This window comes from Streptomyces sp. ICC1, from assembly GCF_003287935.1.
Taxonomy (GTDB): Bacteria; Actinomycetota; Actinomycetes; order Streptomycetales; family Streptomycetaceae; genus Streptomyces; species Streptomyces tritrimontium.
Genome location: NZ_CP030287.1, coordinates 4,157,545 through 4,176,309 on the forward strand (window position 1 = coordinate 4,157,545; position 18,765 = coordinate 4,176,309).

The window sequence follows — 18,765 nt, forward strand, 5'->3', positions numbered from 1 at the left end:
CCGCCGGTCTCCCCGGGACGCGGCCCCGGGGAGACGGGCCGGCGTCACACGTCCGGGCTGCCCGCCGCCCGGGCCGGCTCCGGCTCCGGCTGGTTCGCGTACGGGCAGCGCGGCGCGCGTGCGGTGATCGTGGCCACCATCCTGCCCGGGTTCAGCGTGAGCTGCGGCAGCCGCGGGAGGGTCAGGCTGCCGGGGTGGAGATCGACCTTCCAGTGGCTGAGCAGGGAAGCCAGCAGCAGGACGCCCTCGATGAGCGAGAACTCGTCGCCGATGCACTTGCGGGCACCGCCGCCGAACACGGTGACGGGCACCTTCGGCTGGCGGCCGGTCTGGATCCAGCGGTCGGGGTCGAAGCGCTCCGGGTCGGGGTAGAGCGACGGCAGATGGCTGATGAGGTACGGGCTGTAGGCCATGGTCGTCCCCTCCGCCACGGAGTACGGGCCCAGCTTGGCGTCCGACATCACCTGCCGGGTCAGGAACCAGCCGGGCGGGTACATGCGCAGGGCCTCGTTCAACACCTGCCGCGTGTACGTCAGTCGCGGAAGGTCCTCCCAGGTCGCGGTGCGGCCCCCGAGCACCGTGTCGATCTCCTCCGTCAGCCGTCCGAGGACCTCCGGGTGCACGGCGGCCAGGTACAGGGCCCAGCCCACCGAGCCCGCCGTCGTCTCCGTGCCGGCCGAGTACATGGTCACGGCCTGGTCCACGAGTTCCTCGTCCGACAGGGCGGGGGAGTCGCTCTCCGGGTCGCGGGCCGAGATGAGCATGGACAGCAGGTTCGTCTCGTCGGTGGCGCCGCGTTCGCGGTGCTCGGCGACGAGGGAGGTCATGGTCTCGCGCACGCGCTTGGTGGCCTGGTCGTAGCGGACGTTGCCGGGCGTGGGCACCTTGCGCAGCGGCTTCGGCAGGAGGCTGTGCCGGGTGAAGCCCGACAGGAGGATGTCGAAGTCAGTGGCCAGACGGGTGTGGATGCCCCGCTCCAGGCGGGTGCCGAAGACTGCGGCGATGACCACGTCGGCGGCGATCTTGCGGATCTCCACGCTCAGGTCGAGGGTCTGGCCGTCGCGCCAGCCGCCGAGGATGGCGTCCAGCCGCTCGGTCATGATGCCGGCGTAGCCGGGGAACCGGGCCTGGTGGAAGGCCGGTTGTATGAGCCGGCGCTGGCGCCGGTGCTCCCCGCTCGGGCACGTGGCCAGCCCCTGTCCGCCCGCCTCGCGCAGCCGGTCGAAGAGCGGTCCGCCCTTGTCGAAGACGCGGTCCTGGACCAGGAACGAACGGGTCAGTTCGGGATCGCACACCACGACGATCGGCTTGCGGCCGAGCCGGATCTCCACCAGCGGACCATGAGCGGGCAGGCCCCGCAGGAAGGCCAGCGGTGCCCGCAGGAGCGCGGGCAGGTGCCCGAGGACGGGCGTCGCACCGGGTGCCTTCGGTACCGACGGAATGCTTTCCGTGTCACTTTTCATGTCGCCATCCATTCTCTACTCGTTCTCAATCCTTCCTCCTAATGTCTCATGCAGGGTTGCACCGCACTCGAGGCAACCTAGACCCTTCGTGAGACTTGCCGGTCCTCTTCGCCTGAAAGACGGCATGGAGGTCTCGGGGGAAGGAACCGTCAATGAAGGAGATATCGGCCCTGCTCGGAAGTGAATTTCCGACCGACGGCGGACTCGTTCAGATTCAAGAACGGCTCAAAGGCGACCTGGAGCGGGTCAGGGAAAGTCTCTACTCGCTCGCCGTGCCGCCGCACCAGAGGATCCACGAACCGATCATGTACGCCGTGGAGCAGACGGGCCGGCTGCTGCGGCCCACGCTCGTGCTCCTGTCCTCGTACCTCCTCGAGGGCGAGCCGGCCCGGGTCACGCCCCAGCGCGTGATCGACGGGGCGGCCATCGTCGAGATCCTGCACATCGCCACCCTGTTCCACGATGATCTGATCGACGAAGCGCAGGTCAGGCGTGGTAGGCCCACCTCGAACGCCAAGTACGGCGGCGCCATCGCGCTGCTGACCGGGGACTACCTCCTCGCGCGCTGCATGCAGGCCGCGGCCTCCCTCGGCGCGTCCCGCATGATGACGATGGCGGAGACCCTGATCGACCTGTGCGTGGGCCAGATGCTGGAGACCACCCAGCTCTTCGACTCCCTGCGCACCGAAGAGGAATACCTCACCTCGATTTCCGGAAAGACCGCGCGCCTGATCCGGACGGCCTCGCTCATGGGGGCGTCCCAGGCCGGCGGGGACATCGCGTCCCAAGAAGTGCTGGAGAATTTCGGACACAATCTCGGAATGGCATTCCAGATCTGGGACGACATCCTGGACATCTGCAGCCAGGAAACGGGAAAGCAGCCCGGAAGGGACGTTCTCAACGGCGTGTACACCCTTCCGGTGATCTACGCCGTAAGGGATTCCCCGGAGCGCATTCTTCCGGTATTGCGCGAGCAGCCGATTTCCCCGGCGCAGTGCCAGGCGATCATCGACGCCATGCACGAGTCCGGTTCGATCGGCCGGGCGGCCGACGTGGCGCAGCGCTACATGGCCCAGGCCCTGGACGCGCTGGAGTCCCATCCGTCCTTCGCGCACCGGGCTCCTCTCGTACGCAAGTGTCTGCGCGACCTGGTCGACGGGCTCGCGTCCCAGCACCCCGCTCAGGAAGCGCTCGTCGAGACGGTGTGAACCGATCGCGCCGCAAGTGGTGTCCACGCTCAGCCGGTCCCGGCTGGGTCGATCCCGGAGGGTTGTCGTGTCAGGGCTCCGAACCGATTTCATCAGCGATTACGATGGTCTCGCCGACCAGTGGTGGGACCCTAGAGGACCGCTAGCACCGCTCGGCTGGATCGCTCGCGCCCGCGCCGAGCACATCCCGCCCGCCGCGCGCGAGCAGGCCCGACTGCTCGATGTCGGCTGCGGGGGCGGCCTGTTCGGCCCCCACGTGGCCGGCAAGGGCTACCGCCTGGTCGGCGTCGACCTCTCGGCCAAGTCCCTCGAAGAGGCGCTGCGCCACGGCTTCGACGAGGTGGTCCGCACCGACATCTCCGAACTCCCCTTCCCCGACGAGTCGTTCGACGTCGTCACGGCGGGTCAGTGCCTCGAACACGTACCGGATCCCTACGGGGTGGTGGCGGAGCTGTGCCGGGTCCTGCGCCCGGGCGGAACACTGGTCGTCGACACCATCGCCGACACCAGAATCGCGCGGCTGGTCTCCATCACCCTCGCCGAGAACCTGCCCCTGCCGGGCAGGCCGGCCCGCGGCACCCACGACCACCGCCTCTTCGTCAACCGCGAGCGCCTGGTGAAGGCCGCGCGGGCGCACGGGGTGGAGCTCGAGCTGCACGGCCTGCGCCCGAGCTTCCGCGACGGGATCGGCTACCTGGCCCGGCGCCGCGAAGGGGTCCGCATGGTTCCCGTCCGGTCCACCGGCGTTCTCTTCCTCGGGGCGGGCACCAAGGCGGGCCCCACATGGTGACGACGGATCAGCGGCCGCCGGTCCGCGGCGCCGTGCGCACCTGGGTGGTCGGCGCCCGGCTCAAGACCCTGCCGGTGACGCTGGCGCCGATCGTGGTGGGATGGGCGGTCGCCCGCTCGCAGGGCCACTTCAGCTGGTGGCGCGCCGCCCTGACCCTGCTCTTCGGCCTGGGCTTCGTCCTGGGCACGAACTTCTTCAACGACTACAGCGACGGGGTGCGGGGGGCCGACGACGAACGGGTGGGCCCCGTCCGCCTGGTGGGATCGGGGCGGGCCTCGCCGCGCCAGGTCCTGCGCATGGGGCTCGCCCTGTACGGCGTCGCGGTCCTGGCCGGCGCGGTCATGGCGGTGACGATCTCCTGGTGGCTGCTCGCGCTGGCCGCGCTCTGCGCGGTCGGCGGCTGGTTCTACACCGGCGGGTCCCGGCCCTACGGCTACCTGGGACTGGGGGACGTCAGCATCTTCCTCTTCCACGGGGTCATCGCCGTGTGCGCCACCGCATTCATCCAGCTCGGCCGGGTGCCCCTGCTCGCCCTCGGCGCGTCGGTACCCATCGGCCTGCTCGCCGTCGCGCTGCTGACCACGAACAACCTCCGCGACATCCCGACCGACACCGCCGCGGGGAAGATCACCCTCGCGGTGCGGCTGGGCGACGGACGCACCCGCGTGTACTACGCCCTGTGCGTCGCCGCCGCCTTCGCGTCCGGACTGCTCCTGGCGACCGCCCGGCCCTGGCTGCTGCTCCTGCTCGCCGCCGCCCCGTCCGCCGTCCTCCCGCTGCGGCGGGTGCTCGGCGGGGCGCGCGGCAGCGATCTGATAGCGGCGCTGGAGCAGACCTGCGTACTGCTCCTCGTGTACGGGGCCCTGCTGGCGACCGGACTGGTCCTGTGACCGGCCGGAGCGGGACCCCGCGGACGCCGGACACCCCCGGGGCCGCGGTGGCCCCGGACCACGAAGTGCTGGTCATCGGCGCCGGGTTCTCCGGAATCGGCACGGCGATCGGCCTGCGCAAGGCCGGCATCGAGGACTTCGTGGTCCTGGACGAGCAGGACGACATCGGCGGCAGCTGGCACGCCAACCAGTACCCCGGCATCGCCGTGGACATCACCGCCTTCTCCTACTCCTTCGCCTTCGAGCCCTCCCCGTCATGGACCCGGGCGTTCCCTCCCGGCGCGGAACTGAAGGCGTACGCCCGGCACTGCGTGCGCAAGTACGGGCTGGGCGGCCACCTGCGGCTGAACGCGAGGGTCGTGCGCGCCGAGTACGACGGGGCCGCGCACGTGTGGACCGTCTTCCTGGCGGACGGCACCGCGACCACCGGACGGTTCGTCATCTGCGCCACCGGCTGGCTCACCAAGCCCAAGGCGCCCGACATCGAGGGACTCGACACCTTCAAGGGCGAGGTCGTGCACACGGCGCGCTGGGACCACTCCCTGGAGCTCAGCGGCCGCAACGTCGGGCTGATCGGCACCGGCGCCTCGTCCGTGCAGCTCGTCCCGGAGATCGCCCCCGACGTGGAGCGGCTCCACGTCTACCAGCGCACCCCCATCTGGGTGTTCCCGAAACCGGACTTCGCGATGCCGGCCGCCGTCAGCCGACTGTTCCGGTCGGCCCCGTGGACGCAGCGCCTGGTCCGGCTGTTCACGGACACGGTGACGGAGCTCAGCTTCGTGATCGCCATGATCTACCACCGCCGGTTCCCCTTCCTGGTGAAGGCCGGGGAAGCGCTGTCCCGGCGCCATCTGCGCCGGGAGGTGGGCGGCGATCCCGAGCTGATCAGGAAGCTCACCCCCGCCTACAAACTGGGCTGCAAGCGGCCGTCGTTCGGCAAGGGCTACTGGCGCGCCTTCACCCGGGACAACGTCGAACTCGTCACCGAACGCATCGAGCGGATCACCGAGACCGGCATCCACACGGCGGACGGCGAGGAGCAGCTGCTCGACGTACTCGTGCTCGCCACGGGCTTCCACGTCCTGGAGAACCTGCCGCCCTTCCCGGTGCACGGCCCCGCGAACCGGGAGCTGAGGGAGTTCTGGCGGACCGAGCGCTTCCAGACGTACGAGGGCAGTTCGGTGAAGGGCTTCCCGAACCTCTGGTTCATCGTCGGGCCGTACTCGTTCACCGGCGGATCCTGGTTCGGAATGATCGACTACCAGGTCACCCACGCCCTGCGGGTGATCGGCGAGGCCCGCCGGCGGCGGGCCACGGAGGCCTCCGTCCGGCCGGAGGAGCACGACAAGTCCTTCCGCAGGACGCTGCGCAGGCAGCCGGGCACCGTGTTCCTCGACGAGAGCTGCCGGCGCGCGAACACCTACTACCTCGACGAGCGCGGGGACGCGCCGGCCGTCCGGCCGGCCACGCGGTACGAGGCCGCCTGGCGGGCCCGGCACTTCGACCTCGACCACTACCGGTACGACCACAGCTCCGGAGGCCGACGTGCGGATGCTCGCTGAGGTGCGCGGCAGGGACCGCGAGCTGTGCCTGTTCTACGGGATCTTCTCCGTGGCCGGCTCCCTGGTCATGGGGGCGCTGGCCGTCGACTTCGTGGTGGACAACATCCACGACGGCGTCTTCGGCGTCATCCGCACCTTCATGCGCGACGCGCTGACGAACCCGGCGGCCCGGTTCATCTACGCCGACCTGTTCCTCATCTGGGCGGCGCTGGCGGGCTTCATGGTCGTCGAGGCCCGGCGGCACGGCATCCGCCACGTGTGGGCGTACATCATCGGCGCCCCGGCGCTGGCGCTGTGCGCGAGCTTCACCGCCTTCATGTACGTCCGCCAGCTCAAGATCGCGGCCGCGCGCGGCGGGGGACCGAGCCCCGTCCCCGCGGCCTCCCACGAATTGACGAGAGGGATGCAGTGATGACCACCGAGGCCACCGAGGCCATCGCGCTCACCGCGAGCGTCGACCGTTCACTGGCCCTGGCCGCCCGTACGCTCCGGGAGCGCCAGGACCCGGCCGGCCATTGGAAGGGCGACTTCGAGACCAGCCTCATCGGCGAATCCGGCGAGGTCATCCTGCGGCACTTCCTGCGGCTGCCCGACGACGGCACGGCCGCCGCCGCGGCGAGCACGATCCTCAGCGAGCAGACCGCCACGGGCGGATGGGCGTCCTACTACCAGGGGCCCGACGAGCTCCTGCTCTCCATCTTCTGCTACGTCGCGCTGCGGCTCGCCGGCCACGACCCGGACGAACCGGAGATGCGCGCGGCCGCCGGGTCGATCCGGGCAGGCGGCGGCATCGAGGGCGTCGACAACCTCCTCATGCTGGCCTGGCTGGCCCTGATCGGGCTCTGGCCGTGGCGCGACATCCCGCTGATCCCGGCGGAGATCGTCCTGCTGCCCAGCAGGTTCCCCGGCAACATCTACCAGTTCGGCGCCGCCGCCCGCGGCATCGTCGTCGCCAACAGCCTGTTCATGGCCGACCGGCCGGTGGTCCCCGCCGGCTTCGACATCGCCGAACTGTTCGCCAAGCCCAGCGCCCGGCGCAGGCTCCCCAGGCCCGCCGCCCTGCGCATCGGGACGACCCTCACCCACTGGTACGCCCGCCACCCGATCGGCTTCCTGCGCCGCCGGGCCGTCCGCAAGGCCGCGGACTGGCTCGTGCGCACCCAGGAAACGGACGGCAGCTGGGGCGGCAACTGGCCGCAGACCGCGAACGTCGTCATGGGACTGGACGCGGTCGGCTTCGGACAGGACCACCCGGTCGTCAAGGCCGCGATGGAGGGCCTCGACCGGTACGTCGTCGAGAAGGACGGCCACCGCCGGGTCGAGATGTGGACCTCGGTGGTCATGGACACCGCCCTCGGCCTGCACGCGACCGCGGCCGCCGGCGGCCCCGACACGAAGTCCGCCGCCGAACCCGCGGTCCGCTGGCTGCTCGCCAACCAGGTCACGGAGCTCGGCGACTGGGCCGTGCTGACCAAGGACCCGGTCGCCGGCGGATGGCCGTACGAGTTCACCAACAACGCCAACCCCGACGCCGACGACACCGCCTTCGCGGTGGCCGCGCTGCGCCGGTTCCACCCGCGCGGCAGCGACGCGGCCGTCGACGAGGCGTGCGAGCGGGCCGGCCGGTGGATGGAGTCCCAGCAGTGCGACGACGGCGGCTGGGCCGCCTTCGAACCGCTGCGCTGGAAGCTGCCCGGACGCGACAAGCTGGCCGCCATCGGATTCCTCGAGGCGCCCTCGGCCGACGTCACCGGGCACGTCCTGGAAGCCCTGGGCTCCGACGGCCAGGCCCGCACCCCCGCCGCCCTGCGCGGCATCGAGTGGCTGCGCGAGAACCAGCACGCCGACGGATCGTGGCCCGGCTGGTGGGCCTGCTACCACCTGCACGGCACGAGCGCGGCCGTCACCGGGCTCACCGCGTGCGGGATCCCGGGCACCGACCCGGCCGTGGCCCGGGCCTGCGAGTGGATCGTCGCGCACCAGCAGGACGACGGCGGCTGGGGCGAGGACATCCGCGCCCTGCACGACCCGGCCTGGATCGGGAACGGCGCGAGCACCCCCTCGCAGACGGGCTGGGCGCTCCTCGCGCTCATCGCCGCCGGCCGCGCCGACAGCGAAGAGGTCCGCGCGGGCCTCGAGTTCCTGGTCCGCACCCAGCAGGAGGACGGCGACTGGGCCGAACCCTGGCACACCTGGGTCGTGCACCACGACGGCCTGTACTGGCGCGACAGCCTGCTGCGCCTGATCTACCCCGTGATGGCCATGTCGGCGTACCTGGCCCGCACCGACGGTTCGGAGGAGCGATGACCGGCGTGACGGTGGTCGGTGGAGGCCTCGCCGGAATGACGGCGGCCTGGGCCATCCGCCGGTACGGGATTCCGGTACGGCTGATCGAAGCCTCCCCGGAGCTCGGCGGGATGGCCGGATCACGGGTGATCGACGGCCGGGTCGAGGACCACGGGGTGCACATCTTCCCCGCCTGGTACCTCAACACCCTGAAGCTCGTCGGGGAACTGGGCATCGCGGGGAACCTGCGCGAGACCGGGAGCCTGCACCAGCTGGTGCCGGGCGAGTTCCCCTCCTTCCGGTCGGCGGTCACCCCCGTCGCCGACCAACTGCTCTTCTTCTACGGGGTGATCGACCTGCTCGCCCAGAAGTACGGGGCCCGCGACGAATCGCTCCACCGGTTCCTGCACAGCCGCTGGTACCTGACGCAGGCGGCGATCGCCGACGTGGAGCACCTCTTCGTCGCCTCCAGCGCCGCGGAGAGCCGGTCCGTGTCGGCGGCGAGCTTCCGGGGCAGCATCGCCGCCTTCGCACGCCACCCCGGCAAGGTGCGCATGCCCAGGGGAGACCTCCAGCAGTGGTTCATCGGCCCCTTCCGCAAGCGGCTGGAGGAGGCCGGCGTCGAGATCGTCACCGGCACGGAACTCCTGCAAGTCTCCGTGGACGGCGGCCGCCTGGACACCCTCACCGTCCGCGACGGCGACGGCGCCGCCGTGACCGAGGACGTCGACGGCCACGTGGTGCTCGCGCTCCCGCACGGCCGGCTCTCCGGACTCGGCCCGGCCGTCACGGGCGCGCTCCAACCACCGCACGGTGTCGAGGAGTTGGTATCGCGCCCGCTGGGGGCGCTGCACATCTACCTGCGCAGGCGCCTGCCGGGCATGCCCGCGGAACACATCCGGCTCGTCGAATCGCCCCACGCGATCACGCTCATCGACGTCGGCCAGGTCTGGGAGGGCCACGAGACCAGTCTCCTCAACTGCGTGGTCGGCCGCGTGTCACGGCTCGCGGACCTGTCCGAGGACGAGGCGGTCAAGATCCTCGTGGAGGAGCTCATGACTTACGTGCCGGTCCTCACCTGGGACGACATCGAGCACGTCTGCTACCAACCGCACCACAAGGTGCCGTTCTTCGCGCCCGGACCCGGCTCCGACCGGCTCCGGCCGGCGAGTTCGACCGCGCTCGCCAACCTGCACGTCGCCGGCGACTTCTGCGCGGGCCCGCCCGGAGTCGCGGGCATGGAGGGCGCCGTGCGCTCCGGACTGGCGGCCGCCGAGTCGGTGCGCCGGGCCCTGCGCCCCGACGCGCCGCCCGTGCGGATCGAGCGGATCGGCGGGATCAGCCCGGTGCTCGCCCGGGCACTGCGCGTGGCGCTCGCCCCGTTCGCGGCGGGCATCCGGCTGCTGGCCGGGCGCACCCGGGGAGGCCGGCCGTGATCGCCGTCGTGACCGGCGCGGCCGGCGGGATCGGCGCCGCGGTGGCGCGGCTGCTCGCGGAACGGGGCATCACCGTGGCCGCCGTGGACCTCGACCCCGGCCGGCTGTCCGCCGTCGTCGACGAGCTCACCGCCGACGGGCTGCCCGTATGGGCCCATCCGGCCGATGTCACCTCCTCCGCCGAGGCCGAGGCGGTGGTGGCGGAAGTGGAGCGGGTCGCGGGTCCCATCGGCTACCTGGTGAACGCGGCCGGAGTGCTCCTCCTGGCCGAATCGAGGGCGCTGACCGACCGGGACTGGCACAGCACCTTCGCGGTCAACACCAACGGCGTCTTCTTCATGTCCCGGTCGGTCGTCAACCGCATGATCCCGCGCCGCCAGGGCGCCATCGTCACCGTCGGATCGAACGCGGCGAGCATCGCCCGGGGGGCCATGGCCGCGTACGCCGCCTCCAAGGCGGCGGCGAGCGCCTTCACCAAGTGCCTCGGCCTGGAGGTCGCGCAGTACGGAATCCGCTGCAACCTCGTCGCCCCCGGCTCCACGGACACCCCGATGCTGCACGGCATGCACTCCGGCGGGGACGCGGCCGCCGCGTCCGTCGCCGGGGACCACGCCGCGTACCGGGTGGGCATTCCGCTGGGCAAGGTGGCGAGCCCCCAGGACGTCGCGCACGCCGTCCGCTTCCTGCTGTCCGAGGAAGCCGGACACATCACCATGCACGACCTCACCGTCGACGGAGGGGCGACCCTCGGAGCGCAGGTGTACTGATGGCCGGACTGCCTTCCATAGCCCCCTACCCGATGCCGCTGCCCGGAGAGCTCCCCCCGGTCCTCGTGGACTGGCGGGCCGACCCGCGGCGCGCCGTACTCCTCGTCCACGACATGCAGGAGTACTTCCTCGAACCCTTCCCGCCGGACTCCTCACCCGGAGCCCCCCTCGTCCACAACGCGGCCCGGCTGCGCCGGCACTGCGCCGAACTCGGCGTCCCCGTCGCCTACACCGCCCAGCCCGGCGGGATGACGCCCGAGCAGCGCGGCCTGCTCGTGGACTTCTGGGGACCCGGCATGCGGACGGCGCCCGAACACCGCCGGGTCGTCGAAGCCCTCGAACCGGCGGCCGGAGACTGGCTGCTCACCAAGTGGCGCTACAGCGCGTTCTTCCGCACCGATCTGCTGGAGCGCATGCGCGCCGAGGGACGCGACCAGCTCGTCCTCTGCGGCGTCTACGCCCACGTCGGCGTGCTGATGACGGCGGTGGACGCCTTCACCCACGACATCCAGCCGTTCCTGGCGGCCGACGCCGTCGCCGACTTCTCCGCCGACCACCACCGCCTCGCCCTGGAGTACGCGGCGCAGCGGTGCGCCGCCGTCGTCACCACGGCCGCCCTGTGCGAGTCCCTGACGGCCGCGCCCGCGGCGCAGGGCGTACGGTGAGCGCCGCGATCCGGGCCGGGGCCGGCCCGTTCGAAGCCCCGGACCTGCTGGCACGCGTACTGGAGGGGACCGCGCCCGCCTTCGCCCTCCTGTACCGGCCGGAGGCCACCTCCCCGGACACCCTGGAGGTGCTGCTCGGCGAGACGTCCGCCCACCGCACGCTCGCCGACCTGCCGCTCCCCGACACCTCGGCCCCGGGGGCCGGGCACGAACTGCTCGCCCTGCTGCCCTACCGGCAGATCACCGAGCGCGGGTTCGAGGCCCACGACGACGGCGAGCCGCTGATCGCGATGACGGTCACCGAGCAGCAGGCGCTGCCGCTCTCCGAGGCCCTGCGCAGGCTGCCGAACGAGCCGGTCAAGGTCGACCAGGACGCCTTCGACATCCCGGACGAGGAGTACGCGGACATCGTGCGCCGCGTGATCGCCGACGAGATCGGCACCGGCGAGGGCGCGAACTTCGTGATCAAGCGGACGTTCACGGCATGGCTCCCCGGCTTCTCCCCGAGCGGAGCCCTGTCCTTCTTCCGCCGGCTGCTGGAACGGGAGACCGGCGCCTACTGGACCTTCCTCGTCCACACGGGCGACCGCGTGCTCGTGGGCGCCACCCCCGAGCGGCACATCAGCGTGCGGGGCGGCACGGCCGTCATGAACCCCGTCAGCGGCACGTACTGCTACCCCGAGGGCGGCCCCACCCTCGACGGGCTGATGTCCTTCCTGACGGACCGCAAGGAGACCGACGAGCTGTACATGGTGGTGGACGAGGAACTGAAGATGATGGTCCGCGTCTGCCCCTCCGGCGCACGGCTCGTCGGCCCCCACCTCAAGGAGATGGCACGCCTCGCGCACACCGAATACCTCATCAAGGGCCACACCGACCGCGACGTCCGCGACATCCTGCGGGAGACGATGTTCGCCCCGACGGTGACCGGATCGCCGCTCGAGAACGCCGCCAAGGTCATCAAGCGCCACGAGCACTGCGGGCGCGGCTACTACAGCGGCGCGGCCGCCCTCATCGGGCGCGACGCCTCCGGCGGCCGGACCCTGGACTCCTCCATCCTGATCCGCACCGCCGACATCTCGGCGGACGGCCGGCTGCGGATCGGCGTCGGCGCCACGCTCGTGCGGCACTCCGATCCCGAGTCCGAGGCCCGCGAGACGCGCGCCAAGGTGTCCGGGCTGCTCGCCGCGCTCGCCGAGCCCGCGCCCACCCGCTTCGCCGGCCATCCCGACGTCCGCTCCGCCCTGGCGGCGCGCAACGAGCTCGTCTCCGGATTCTGGCTGGACGAGCCGGACGGCAGGACCGCCCCGGCGGCCGAACCGGCCGGGCTCCGTGCGCTCGTGGTCGACGCCGAGGACACCTTCACGGTGATGCTCGCCCACCAGATCCGCTCGCTGGGGCTCGAAGTGACCGTACGGCGCTTCGACGAGGAGTACGACACCGCGGCGTACGACCTCGTGGTGCTCGGCCCGGGGCCCGGCGACCCCCGGCAGCTGCTGCGCCCGAAGATCGCCCACCTCTGGTCGGCGGTGTCCCGGCTGCTGGACGAAGGACGCCCCTTCCTGTCGGTGTGCCTGAGCCACCAGGTGCTGAGCGCCCGGCTCGGGCTCGGCCTGGCCCGCCGCCCGTCCCCGAACCAGGGCGTACAGCACGAGATCGACCTGTTCGGCCGGCGCGAACGGGTCGGCTTCTACAACACGTTCGCGGCCCGCTCCGACAGCGACGTCATCGAGCACCCCGCCTTCGGCCGCACCGCCGTGAGCAGGGACCCGGAGACCGGCGAGGTGCACGCCCTGCTCGGCCCGCACTTCGCCTCGATGCAGTTCCACGCGGAGTCCGTCCTCACCCAGGACGGCCCGCGGATCATCGGCTCGCTGATCACGGAGGTGATGGGGCGGTGCGGGTGACAGTCGACCGGAGAGAAGGGACACCCAGCGCGCCATGGCTCACGCACTCGTCGCCGGAGGCGGCATAGGCGGCCTGGCCACCGCCCTCTCCCTGGCCCGGCGCGGGCACCGCGTCACGGTCCTGGAGCGCGCGGACGGCTTCGCCGAGATCGGCGCGGGCATCCAGCTCGGCCCGAACGCCTTCCACGCCCTGGACCTCCTGGGCGTCGGCCAGGAGGTGCGCGACCGGGCGGTGTTCACCGACGAACTGCGCTTCATGGACGGCACGACGGGCGAGAAGGTCGCCGCCATGCCGCTCACCGGGCGCTACCGCCGCCGGTTCGCCAACCCGTACGCCGTGGTCGCGCGCGGCGACCTCCACCACCCGCTGCTCTCGGCGTGCCGTGCGGCCGACGGCGTCGAGCTCGTCGCCGGGGCCGGCGTACGGGGGTACGCGCAGGACGGGGAGCGGGTCACCGTCTCCGGCGCGGACGGCCGCACGTTCACGGGCGACCTGCTCATCGGAGCCGACGGCATCCGCTCGGCCGTCCGCGCCCAACTGGCCGGCGACGGCCCGCCCCGGGTCAGCGGCCACACCATCTACCGGTCGGTGATACCGATCGCGAAGGTGCCGGGGGACCTGAGGTGGAACGCCGTGACCCTGTGGGCGGGCCCCGACTGGCACTTCGTGCACTACCTTATCGGCGGCGGCAAGCACCTCAACCTCGCCGCGACCCTCGACGACGGCGCCGTCGAGCCCGTGGCGGGACGCCCGGCGCGCCGCGCCACCGTGCTGGAGCGCTTCCGGGAGCTCGGCCCGACCGGCCGGCGCCTGCTGGAACTGGGCGAGGACTGGCGGGAGTGGGTGCTCTGCGACCGCGATCCGGTCGACGTCTGGACGGACGGCCGGGTCGCCCTGATGGGCGACGCCGCCCACCCGATGCTCCAGTACGCCGCCCAGGGCGCCTGCCAGGCCCTGGAGGACGCCGTGGTCCTGGGCGAGGTACTCGCGGACACCGCCGGCGAGGACATAGCACGGAGCCTGGAGCGGTACAACGGGCGGCGGCGCGAGCGGACCGCGCGCGCCCAGCTGGTGGCCCGCGAGATGGGCACGCGGCTCTACCACCCCGCGGGCGCGGCCGCGCGGGCGCGCAACGCGATGCTGCGGTCCCTGACCGAGGAGGACCTGTACGAGAAGGTGTCCTGGCTGCACGGCCACCGCCTGACGGGGACCGCACCGCGTGCCGTGCCCGCCTTGAGCGGCGTTCGACCGCCGTAGGCGAGAAGGTCTCATGGTGAGACATTCCTTCCGGTCCCTGTCCGTCCGCAATTTCCGCTATTTCACCCTCGGGCAGGTGCTCTCGGTCACCTGCGGCTCGATGATGTTCGTCGCCCAGGACTGGCTGGTCCTGTCGATGTCCGGCGACTCGGCGCAGACGCTCGGCCTGGTGACCGCGCTGCAGTTCGCCCCGGTCCTGCTGTGCAGCCTCTACGCGGGACGGCTCGCCGACCGGTACGACAAGCGCGCCCTGCTGGTCCTGGCCAACATCGCGGCGGGCACCCTGGCCCTGCTGATGGGACTCCTGCTGCTCTCCGGCGCCGAGCGGCTGTGGCACGTCTACGTCTTCGCCCTGGCCCTCGGCACGGTCAACGCCGTCGAGACCCCGGCCCGCATGTCCTTCGTGAGCGAGATGGTCGGCCCCGACCTGCTGCCCAACGCCTCCGCCATGAGCGCCGCGTACTTCAACGTGGCCCGCATCGCGGGGCCGGCGATCGCGGGCGTGGCGATCAGCGGCTTCGGGGTGGTGTCCGTGGTGCTGCTCAACGCGGTCAGCTACGTGGCCACGGTCACCGCGCTGCTGGTCATGCGCCCGCACGAGCTCCAGCGCCCCGAGGTCCGGGCGCACGACGCCAAGGTGTCCGACGGGCTGCGCTACCTCGCGGGCCGCCCGGACCTCGTCCTGCCGCTGGTCCTCGTCGCCTGCATCGGACTGCTGGGCTTCAACTTCCAGCTGGTCCTGCCGCTGCTGGCCAAGACGGTGTTCCACACCGGCTCGGCCTCGTTCGGGATGCTGACCACCGCGCTGGCCGCCGGCTCGCTGGCCGCGGCCTTCGTGACCGCCGGCCGCAGCGGCAGGCCCTCGCACCGGCTCGTCCTCGGCGCGGCCCTCGCCTTCGCCGCCGTGGAGACCGCCGCCGGCCTGGTGACCGGCTACGCCGCGGCGCTGGCCCTGCTGGGGGCCACCGGGTTCGCGGCCGCCTACTTCGCCCAGGCCGCCAACCACCGGATCCAGTTGGGGAGCGACCCGCAGTACCGGGGCCGGGTGATGGCGCTGTACTTCCTCATCTTCCAGGGCTCCACCCCGGTCGGCGCCCTGATCTGCGGCTGGATCGCCGACCACTGGGGGGTGCGGGTCGTCCTCTGGGGCGGCGGGCTCGCCTCGCTGGCCGTGACCGTCGTCCTGGTCTTCGTGTCCGCGGCGTACCGCCCGTACCTCTCCGACGAGCCCCGGCCGCAGGAGCCCGGCCAGGACCCCCGGGACCGTCCGGGTGAGGAGCACAAGACCCGCGCGAGCACGGGCTGACCCCACGGCGGCCCGCGGCCCCTCCCGGCGTTCCCCCGTCCGGTGCGGTGCATCGCAAGGCGGAGGGCCGCCGCTTGTACTGGACGTACTTCGGTGGTCCGACAACGCGGCGAGGTGCCGTGCCGGGCGCCGCGACCCGGTGAACCTTTCCGGTCACAGCACTAGCTGGGAGCCTCGGCGCCCTTGCGGGCGTAGAACCACCAGCACACCACCAGGCAAGTGGCATAGAAGCCGATGAAGATCCACAGCGCGTTGGTGACGGCCATGGCCGCGAACATCGCGGGGATGAAGAAGAAGCCGTAGGCGGCGATGGCCGAGGAGAAGCCGGTGACGGCGCCCGCCTCCATCTCCGACTGCTTCAGCGCCGCGGCCTGCGCCTCGGGTCCCATGCCCTCGGCCTGCTTCATGTGCTGGTCCCGGAAGATCACCGGGATCTGCCGGAAGGTGGAGCCGTTGCCCAGGCCGGAGAAGGCGAAGGCCACCAGGAAGCCGATGTAGAAGGGCCAGAAGTCGCCCTCCTGGCCGCCGGACGGCAGCGCGAAGATCACCACGACCAGGGCCGCCGCCATGCCGATGAAGGACAGGATGGTGACCCTGGCTCCGCCGATCTTGTCCGAGAGCCAGCCGCCGCCCCAGCGCGTGAGCGCCCCGATGAACGGGCCGATCCAGGCGTAGGTGGTCGCCTGGTAGCCCTGCGCCTCGAAGTTGTTCTTGATCAGCAGGGGCAGGCCGGCCGCGAAGCCGATGAAGGACCCGAAGGTGCCGACGTAGAGCCAGGTCATCAGCCAGTTGTGCTTGCGCTTGAAGATGATCTTCTGCTGGCTGAAGGGGGCCGCGGCCACCTTGAGGTCGTTCATCAGGAACCACGCGAGCAGGGCCATGATGACCAGCAGCGGCACCCACAGGAAGGCGCCGTTCTGCAGCCAGATGTCGGTGTTCTTCTTCCCGTCGTGCTGCGGGCCGCCCGCCGGGGCGCCCAGGATGGCAGCGGTCACCACCAGCGGGGCGACCAGCTGGACCACGCTCACGCCGAGGTTGCCGAGGCCGCCGTTGAGGCCGTTGGCACTGCCCTTCTCCCGCTTGGGGAAGAAGAAGCCGATGTTCGCCATCGAGGAGGCGAAGTTCGCGCCGCCGATGCCGCAGACGGCCGCGATCAGCGCCAGCTCCCAGTAGGGCGTGCCGGAGTCCTGGAGCGCGAAGCCCAGCCACAGCATCGGCACGACCAGGATGATCGTGCTGAACGCGGTGAACTTCCGCTCGCCGAAGATCGGCCCGATGAAGGTGTACAGGATCCGGAAGGTGCCGCCGGTGACACCGGGGATGGCGGTCAGCCAGAACAACTGGGACTTCGAGAAGCCGAAGCCGACGTCGTTCAGCTTGACCACGGTCACCGACCAGACCTGCCAGACCACGAAGCCGAGCATCAGGGCCGGGATGGAGACCCAGAGGTTGCGCTGGGCCACCCGGTGCCCGGTGGACTGCCAGAACCCCTCGTCCTCGGGCCGCCAGTCGGCGATGGTGGCCCCCGGCTTGTAGCTCTCCGCGCGGTGCGAGCGCACCTTGGGCGGGGTGGGCGTGGGTATCGACATGGTTACCGGTCCTTCGGGTCGAGGAGCCACAGTCCGATCACGGCGAGGAAGGACAGGATCAGGAATCCCGCTCCCCACCAGGCCGTGCCGGTGTTTCCCTTCATCCACTCGTTGACGGTCACGGTGAGCGCCCAGAGCTGGCCGATCACGACCGTGAGGGCCAGGACCAGCCGCGCGTTGAGCCTCGAGGAGCGCTCGGGCTCCTGCTCGGTGCCGGCTCCGGGGCCCGGGCCGGTGTGCCGGATCCGGGGGTCCCCGTACCCGCTGGTGGAGCGGATCTGGGGGTACCTCTCGCGCACCGGGCGGTTGAGCCGGGGCTCGGCACTGCCCGGGTGGTACTCCGGGCGGGGAGGCAGCGGCGCCTCGCTCATGTGGGCCTCCTTTCGGGGGCTCCGGGGCGGCCCGCCCCGGGGCAGCGCACACTGGCTGATTCCAGCGGATGGTCCTCGCCGAACTGCCGGCAGAGCGCGTCCTTGGCCGGCTCTCCCGACCGGGCGGTGGCGACGGCCCAGACGCTGCCGTCGGCCTGCTCGGTCAGGAAGATCCTGGGCAGCGGGCGCGGCGGCGGGCCAGCCGTCACCTCGCCGGTGCGGGCGTCGAAGACGCCTTCGTGGCACGGGCAGTACAGCTCGCCGTCGGCGCCCCGGTCCTCGCGCCACAGCACGCCGCAGGCCAGGTGGGTGCAGACGGCGGAGTAGCCCACCAGGGAGCCGTCCCCGAGCCGCACGGCCAGGGCCCGGTCGTCCTCGCCGGGGAAGCGGAAGGCCACGGACTGGCCGGGGGCGAGCGCGTCGCTGACCTTCTTGGGCGCGGGCAGGGACTCGCTGTCGCCGTGCCGGTGCAGGATGCCAGCGGCGACGCCGACACCGCCGATGGCCAGGCCGCCGGAGACGGTGGCGACGATCCGCAGGTAGTCGCGGCGGGTGGTGAGGGAGTCGGCGCTGATCCGGTCGCGCAGCTGCTCGACCGCGGCGTCGGCGGCCGCGCCGTCGTCCTGGCCCTGACCCGGGTACGGAGGGGGCTGTTCGGTGACGCTCATCGCACGTCCACTCCATTCACCTCTACGACGGGCAGGCCGCCGGGGACGGGCCACTGGACCTTGTCGGCGGGCACGACCATGGCCACGCCGGTCTGGACGACGACGTCGCCGAAGACGAAGGAGTCGGCGACTTGCACCCCGGGGCGCTCCGCCTGGAGCTCTTCGAGGGTTCCGTAGAAGAGGGCGCCGGTCGGGCAGACGGTCGCGCACATGGGGGCGAGGCCGTAGGCGGTGCGGTCGTAGCAGAGGTTGCACTTCATCTGCAGCTTCGCCTGGAGGTCGATCTTCGGAATGCCGAAGGGGCAGGCGTTGACGCAGTTGGAGCAGCCGATGCAGCGGGTGGTGTCGGCCTGCTGGACCACTCCGTCGGCGGTCACCAGGATCGCGTCGGCGGGACAGACCTCGGCGCAGGGTGCGACCGGGTCCTCGCAGTGCATGCAGACGCTCGGGAGGGAGGCGACGGACATGCCGGGGTCGGTGTAGTCCAGGTGGATCATGGACTTGCCGCGGTGCGAATCGCACTCGCGGCAGGCCGAGACACAGGCCTGGCAGCCGATGCAGCGACCCGGGTCGATGAAGATCGTGCGGCCCATCATGGC

The 18,765-nt window shown here is 71.7% G+C and carries 17 protein-coding genes; 12 read left to right on the plus strand and 5 right to left on the minus strand.

The genetic code is table 11. From position 1 onward, the window contains the following. Positions 1-44: 44 nt before the first annotated feature. Positions 45-1,463, minus strand: a complete 1,419-nt coding sequence (locus DRB96_RS19685; RefSeq protein WP_112453569.1) for a cytochrome P450 — start codon at positions 1,461-1,463, stop codon at positions 45-47. Positions 1,464-1,615: 152 nt separating this feature from the next. On the opposite strand from DRB96_RS19685, the gene DRB96_RS19690 reads away from it, so the two are divergent. The 12 genes from DRB96_RS19690 (at position 1,616) to DRB96_RS19745 (ending at position 15,538) form a co-directional block, all read left to right on the plus strand. Beyond that, positions 1,616-2,671, plus strand: coding sequence for a polyprenyl synthetase family protein (locus DRB96_RS19690; protein WP_112449631.1), 1,056 nt, complete (start codon positions 1,616-1,618; stop codon positions 2,669-2,671). Positions 2,672-2,738: 67 nt separating this feature from the next. Then, positions 2,739-3,461 carry a bifunctional 2-polyprenyl-6-hydroxyphenol methylase/3-demethylubiquinol 3-O-methyltransferase UbiG gene (gene ubiG / locus DRB96_RS19695; protein ID WP_112449632.1) on the plus strand — a complete coding sequence of 241 codons (723 nt, stop codon included), beginning with the start codon at positions 2,739-2,741 and terminating at the stop codon, positions 3,459-3,461. Beyond that, positions 3,455-4,351, plus strand: a complete 897-nt coding sequence (locus tag DRB96_RS19700) for a 1,4-dihydroxy-2-naphthoate polyprenyltransferase (protein WP_112449633.1) — start codon at positions 3,455-3,457, stop codon at positions 4,349-4,351. The genes ubiG and DRB96_RS19700 overlap by 7 nt, the downstream gene beginning before the upstream one ends. Further along, positions 4,348-5,913 carry an NAD(P)/FAD-dependent oxidoreductase gene (locus DRB96_RS19705; RefSeq protein ID WP_239516239.1) on the plus strand — a complete coding sequence of 522 codons (1,566 nt, stop codon included), beginning with the start codon at positions 4,348-4,350 and terminating at the stop codon, positions 5,911-5,913. Before DRB96_RS19700 ends, DRB96_RS19705 begins: the two co-directional genes overlap by 4 nt. Next, positions 5,903-6,325 (plus strand): DUF2834 domain-containing protein, encoded by a 423-nt coding sequence (locus tag DRB96_RS19710; RefSeq protein WP_239516819.1) that lies wholly within the window; start codon positions 5,903-5,905, stop codon positions 6,323-6,325. Before DRB96_RS19705 ends, DRB96_RS19710 begins: the two co-directional genes overlap by 11 nt. Then, a complete protein-coding gene (gene shc, locus DRB96_RS19715) occupies positions 6,325-8,220 on the plus strand; it encodes a squalene--hopene cyclase (RefSeq protein ID WP_112449634.1) in 1,896 nt (631 codons plus the stop codon). The genes DRB96_RS19710 and shc overlap by 1 nt, the downstream gene beginning before the upstream one ends. Then, positions 8,217-9,635 (plus strand): FAD-dependent oxidoreductase, encoded by a 1,419-nt coding sequence (locus DRB96_RS19720; protein WP_112449635.1) that lies wholly within the window; start codon positions 8,217-8,219, stop codon positions 9,633-9,635. Before shc ends, DRB96_RS19720 begins: the two co-directional genes overlap by 4 nt. Next, complete coding sequence (locus tag DRB96_RS19725; protein WP_112449636.1) at positions 9,632-10,402, plus strand: 2,3-dihydro-2,3-dihydroxybenzoate dehydrogenase; 771 nt, start codon at positions 9,632-9,634, stop codon at positions 10,400-10,402. Before DRB96_RS19720 ends, DRB96_RS19725 begins: the two co-directional genes overlap by 4 nt. Then, positions 10,402-11,067 carry an isochorismatase family protein gene (locus DRB96_RS19730; protein ID WP_112449637.1) on the plus strand — a complete coding sequence of 222 codons (666 nt, stop codon included), beginning with the start codon at positions 10,402-10,404 and terminating at the stop codon, positions 11,065-11,067. The genes DRB96_RS19725 and DRB96_RS19730 overlap by 1 nt, the downstream gene beginning before the upstream one ends. Then, a complete protein-coding gene (locus tag DRB96_RS19735) occupies positions 11,064-12,974 on the plus strand; it encodes an anthranilate synthase family protein (RefSeq protein WP_239516240.1) in 1,911 nt (636 codons plus the stop codon). The genes DRB96_RS19730 and DRB96_RS19735 overlap by 4 nt, the downstream gene beginning before the upstream one ends. A 34-nt stretch (positions 12,975-13,008) precedes the next feature. Then, complete coding sequence (locus DRB96_RS19740; protein ID WP_112449638.1) at positions 13,009-14,232, plus strand: 3-hydroxybenzoate 6-monooxygenase; 1,224 nt, start codon at positions 13,009-13,011, stop codon at positions 14,230-14,232. Positions 14,233-14,245: 13 nt separating this feature from the next. Further along, positions 14,246-15,538: an MFS transporter gene (locus DRB96_RS19745; RefSeq protein ID WP_204357778.1), complete on the plus strand. Its 1,293-nt coding sequence runs from the start codon at positions 14,246-14,248 to the stop codon at positions 15,536-15,538. A 161-nt stretch (positions 15,539-15,699) separates the two neighbouring features. On the opposite strand, the gene DRB96_RS19750 is transcribed toward DRB96_RS19745, so the two are convergent. Genes DRB96_RS19750 through DRB96_RS19765 form a run of 4 tightly spaced genes read right to left on the minus strand, consistent with a single transcriptional unit; the run spans position 15,700 to position 18,762 of the window. Then, the gene (locus tag DRB96_RS19750) at positions 15,700-17,127 is read right to left on the minus strand and encodes a NarK family nitrate/nitrite MFS transporter (RefSeq protein WP_239516111.1); all 1,428 of its coding nucleotides are present in this window, start codon (positions 17,125-17,127) and stop codon (positions 15,700-15,702) included. 2 nt (positions 17,128-17,129) lie between these two features. Continuing rightward, entirely contained in the window at positions 17,130-17,498 is a 369-nt protein-coding gene (locus tag DRB96_RS19755; protein WP_112449639.1) for a DUF6755 family protein, read from the minus strand. Continuing rightward, complete coding sequence (locus DRB96_RS19760) at positions 17,495-18,166, minus strand: Rieske (2Fe-2S) protein (RefSeq protein ID WP_112449640.1); 672 nt, start codon at positions 18,164-18,166, stop codon at positions 17,495-17,497. Before DRB96_RS19760 ends, DRB96_RS19755 begins: the two co-directional genes overlap by 4 nt. Next, positions 18,163-18,762 carry a 4Fe-4S dicluster domain-containing protein gene (locus tag DRB96_RS19765; RefSeq protein WP_112449641.1) on the minus strand — a complete coding sequence of 200 codons (600 nt, stop codon included), beginning with the start codon at positions 18,760-18,762 and terminating at the stop codon, positions 18,163-18,165. Before DRB96_RS19765 ends, DRB96_RS19760 begins: the two co-directional genes overlap by 4 nt. Positions 18,763-18,765 lie beyond the last annotated feature (3 nt).

Excerpts from the sequence above, each read along its gene's own strand:
- DRB96_RS19685 (WP_112453569.1), bottom strand. The coding sequence starts at position 1,463 with ATGAAAAGTGACACGGAAAGCATTCCGTCGGTACCGAAGGCACCCGGT.
- DRB96_RS19690 (WP_112449631.1), top strand. The coding sequence starts at position 1,616 with ATGAAGGAGATATCGGCCCTGCTCGGAAGTGAATTTCCGACCGACGGC.
- DRB96_RS19700 (WP_112449633.1), top strand. The coding sequence starts at position 3,455 with ATGGTGACGACGGATCAGCGGCCGCCGGTCCGCGGCGCCGTGCGCACC.
- DRB96_RS19710 (WP_239516819.1), top strand. The coding sequence starts at position 5,903 with ATGCTCGCTGAGGTGCGCGGCAGGGACCGCGAGCTGTGCCTGTTCTAC.
- shc (WP_112449634.1), top strand. The coding sequence starts at position 6,325 with ATGACCACCGAGGCCACCGAGGCCATCGCGCTCACCGCGAGCGTCGAC.
- DRB96_RS19720 (WP_112449635.1), top strand. The coding sequence starts at position 8,217 with ATGACCGGCGTGACGGTGGTCGGTGGAGGCCTCGCCGGAATGACGGCG.
- DRB96_RS19730 (WP_112449637.1), top strand. The coding sequence starts at position 10,402 with ATGGCCGGACTGCCTTCCATAGCCCCCTACCCGATGCCGCTGCCCGGA.
- DRB96_RS19740 (WP_112449638.1), top strand. The coding sequence starts at position 13,009 with ATGGCTCACGCACTCGTCGCCGGAGGCGGCATAGGCGGCCTGGCCACC.
- DRB96_RS19745 (WP_204357778.1), top strand. The coding sequence starts at position 14,246 with ATGGTGAGACATTCCTTCCGGTCCCTGTCCGTCCGCAATTTCCGCTAT.
- DRB96_RS19750 (WP_239516111.1), bottom strand. The coding sequence starts at position 17,127 with ATGTCGATACCCACGCCCACCCCGCCCAAGGTGCGCTCGCACCGCGCG.
- DRB96_RS19755 (WP_112449639.1), bottom strand. The coding sequence starts at position 17,498 with ATGAGCGAGGCGCCGCTGCCTCCCCGCCCGGAGTACCACCCGGGCAGT.
- DRB96_RS19760 (WP_112449640.1), bottom strand. The coding sequence starts at position 18,166 with ATGAGCGTCACCGAACAGCCCCCTCCGTACCCGGGTCAGGGCCAGGAC.
- DRB96_RS19765 (WP_112449641.1), bottom strand. The coding sequence starts at position 18,762 with ATGATGGGCCGCACGATCTTCATCGACCCGGGTCGCTGCATCGGCTGC.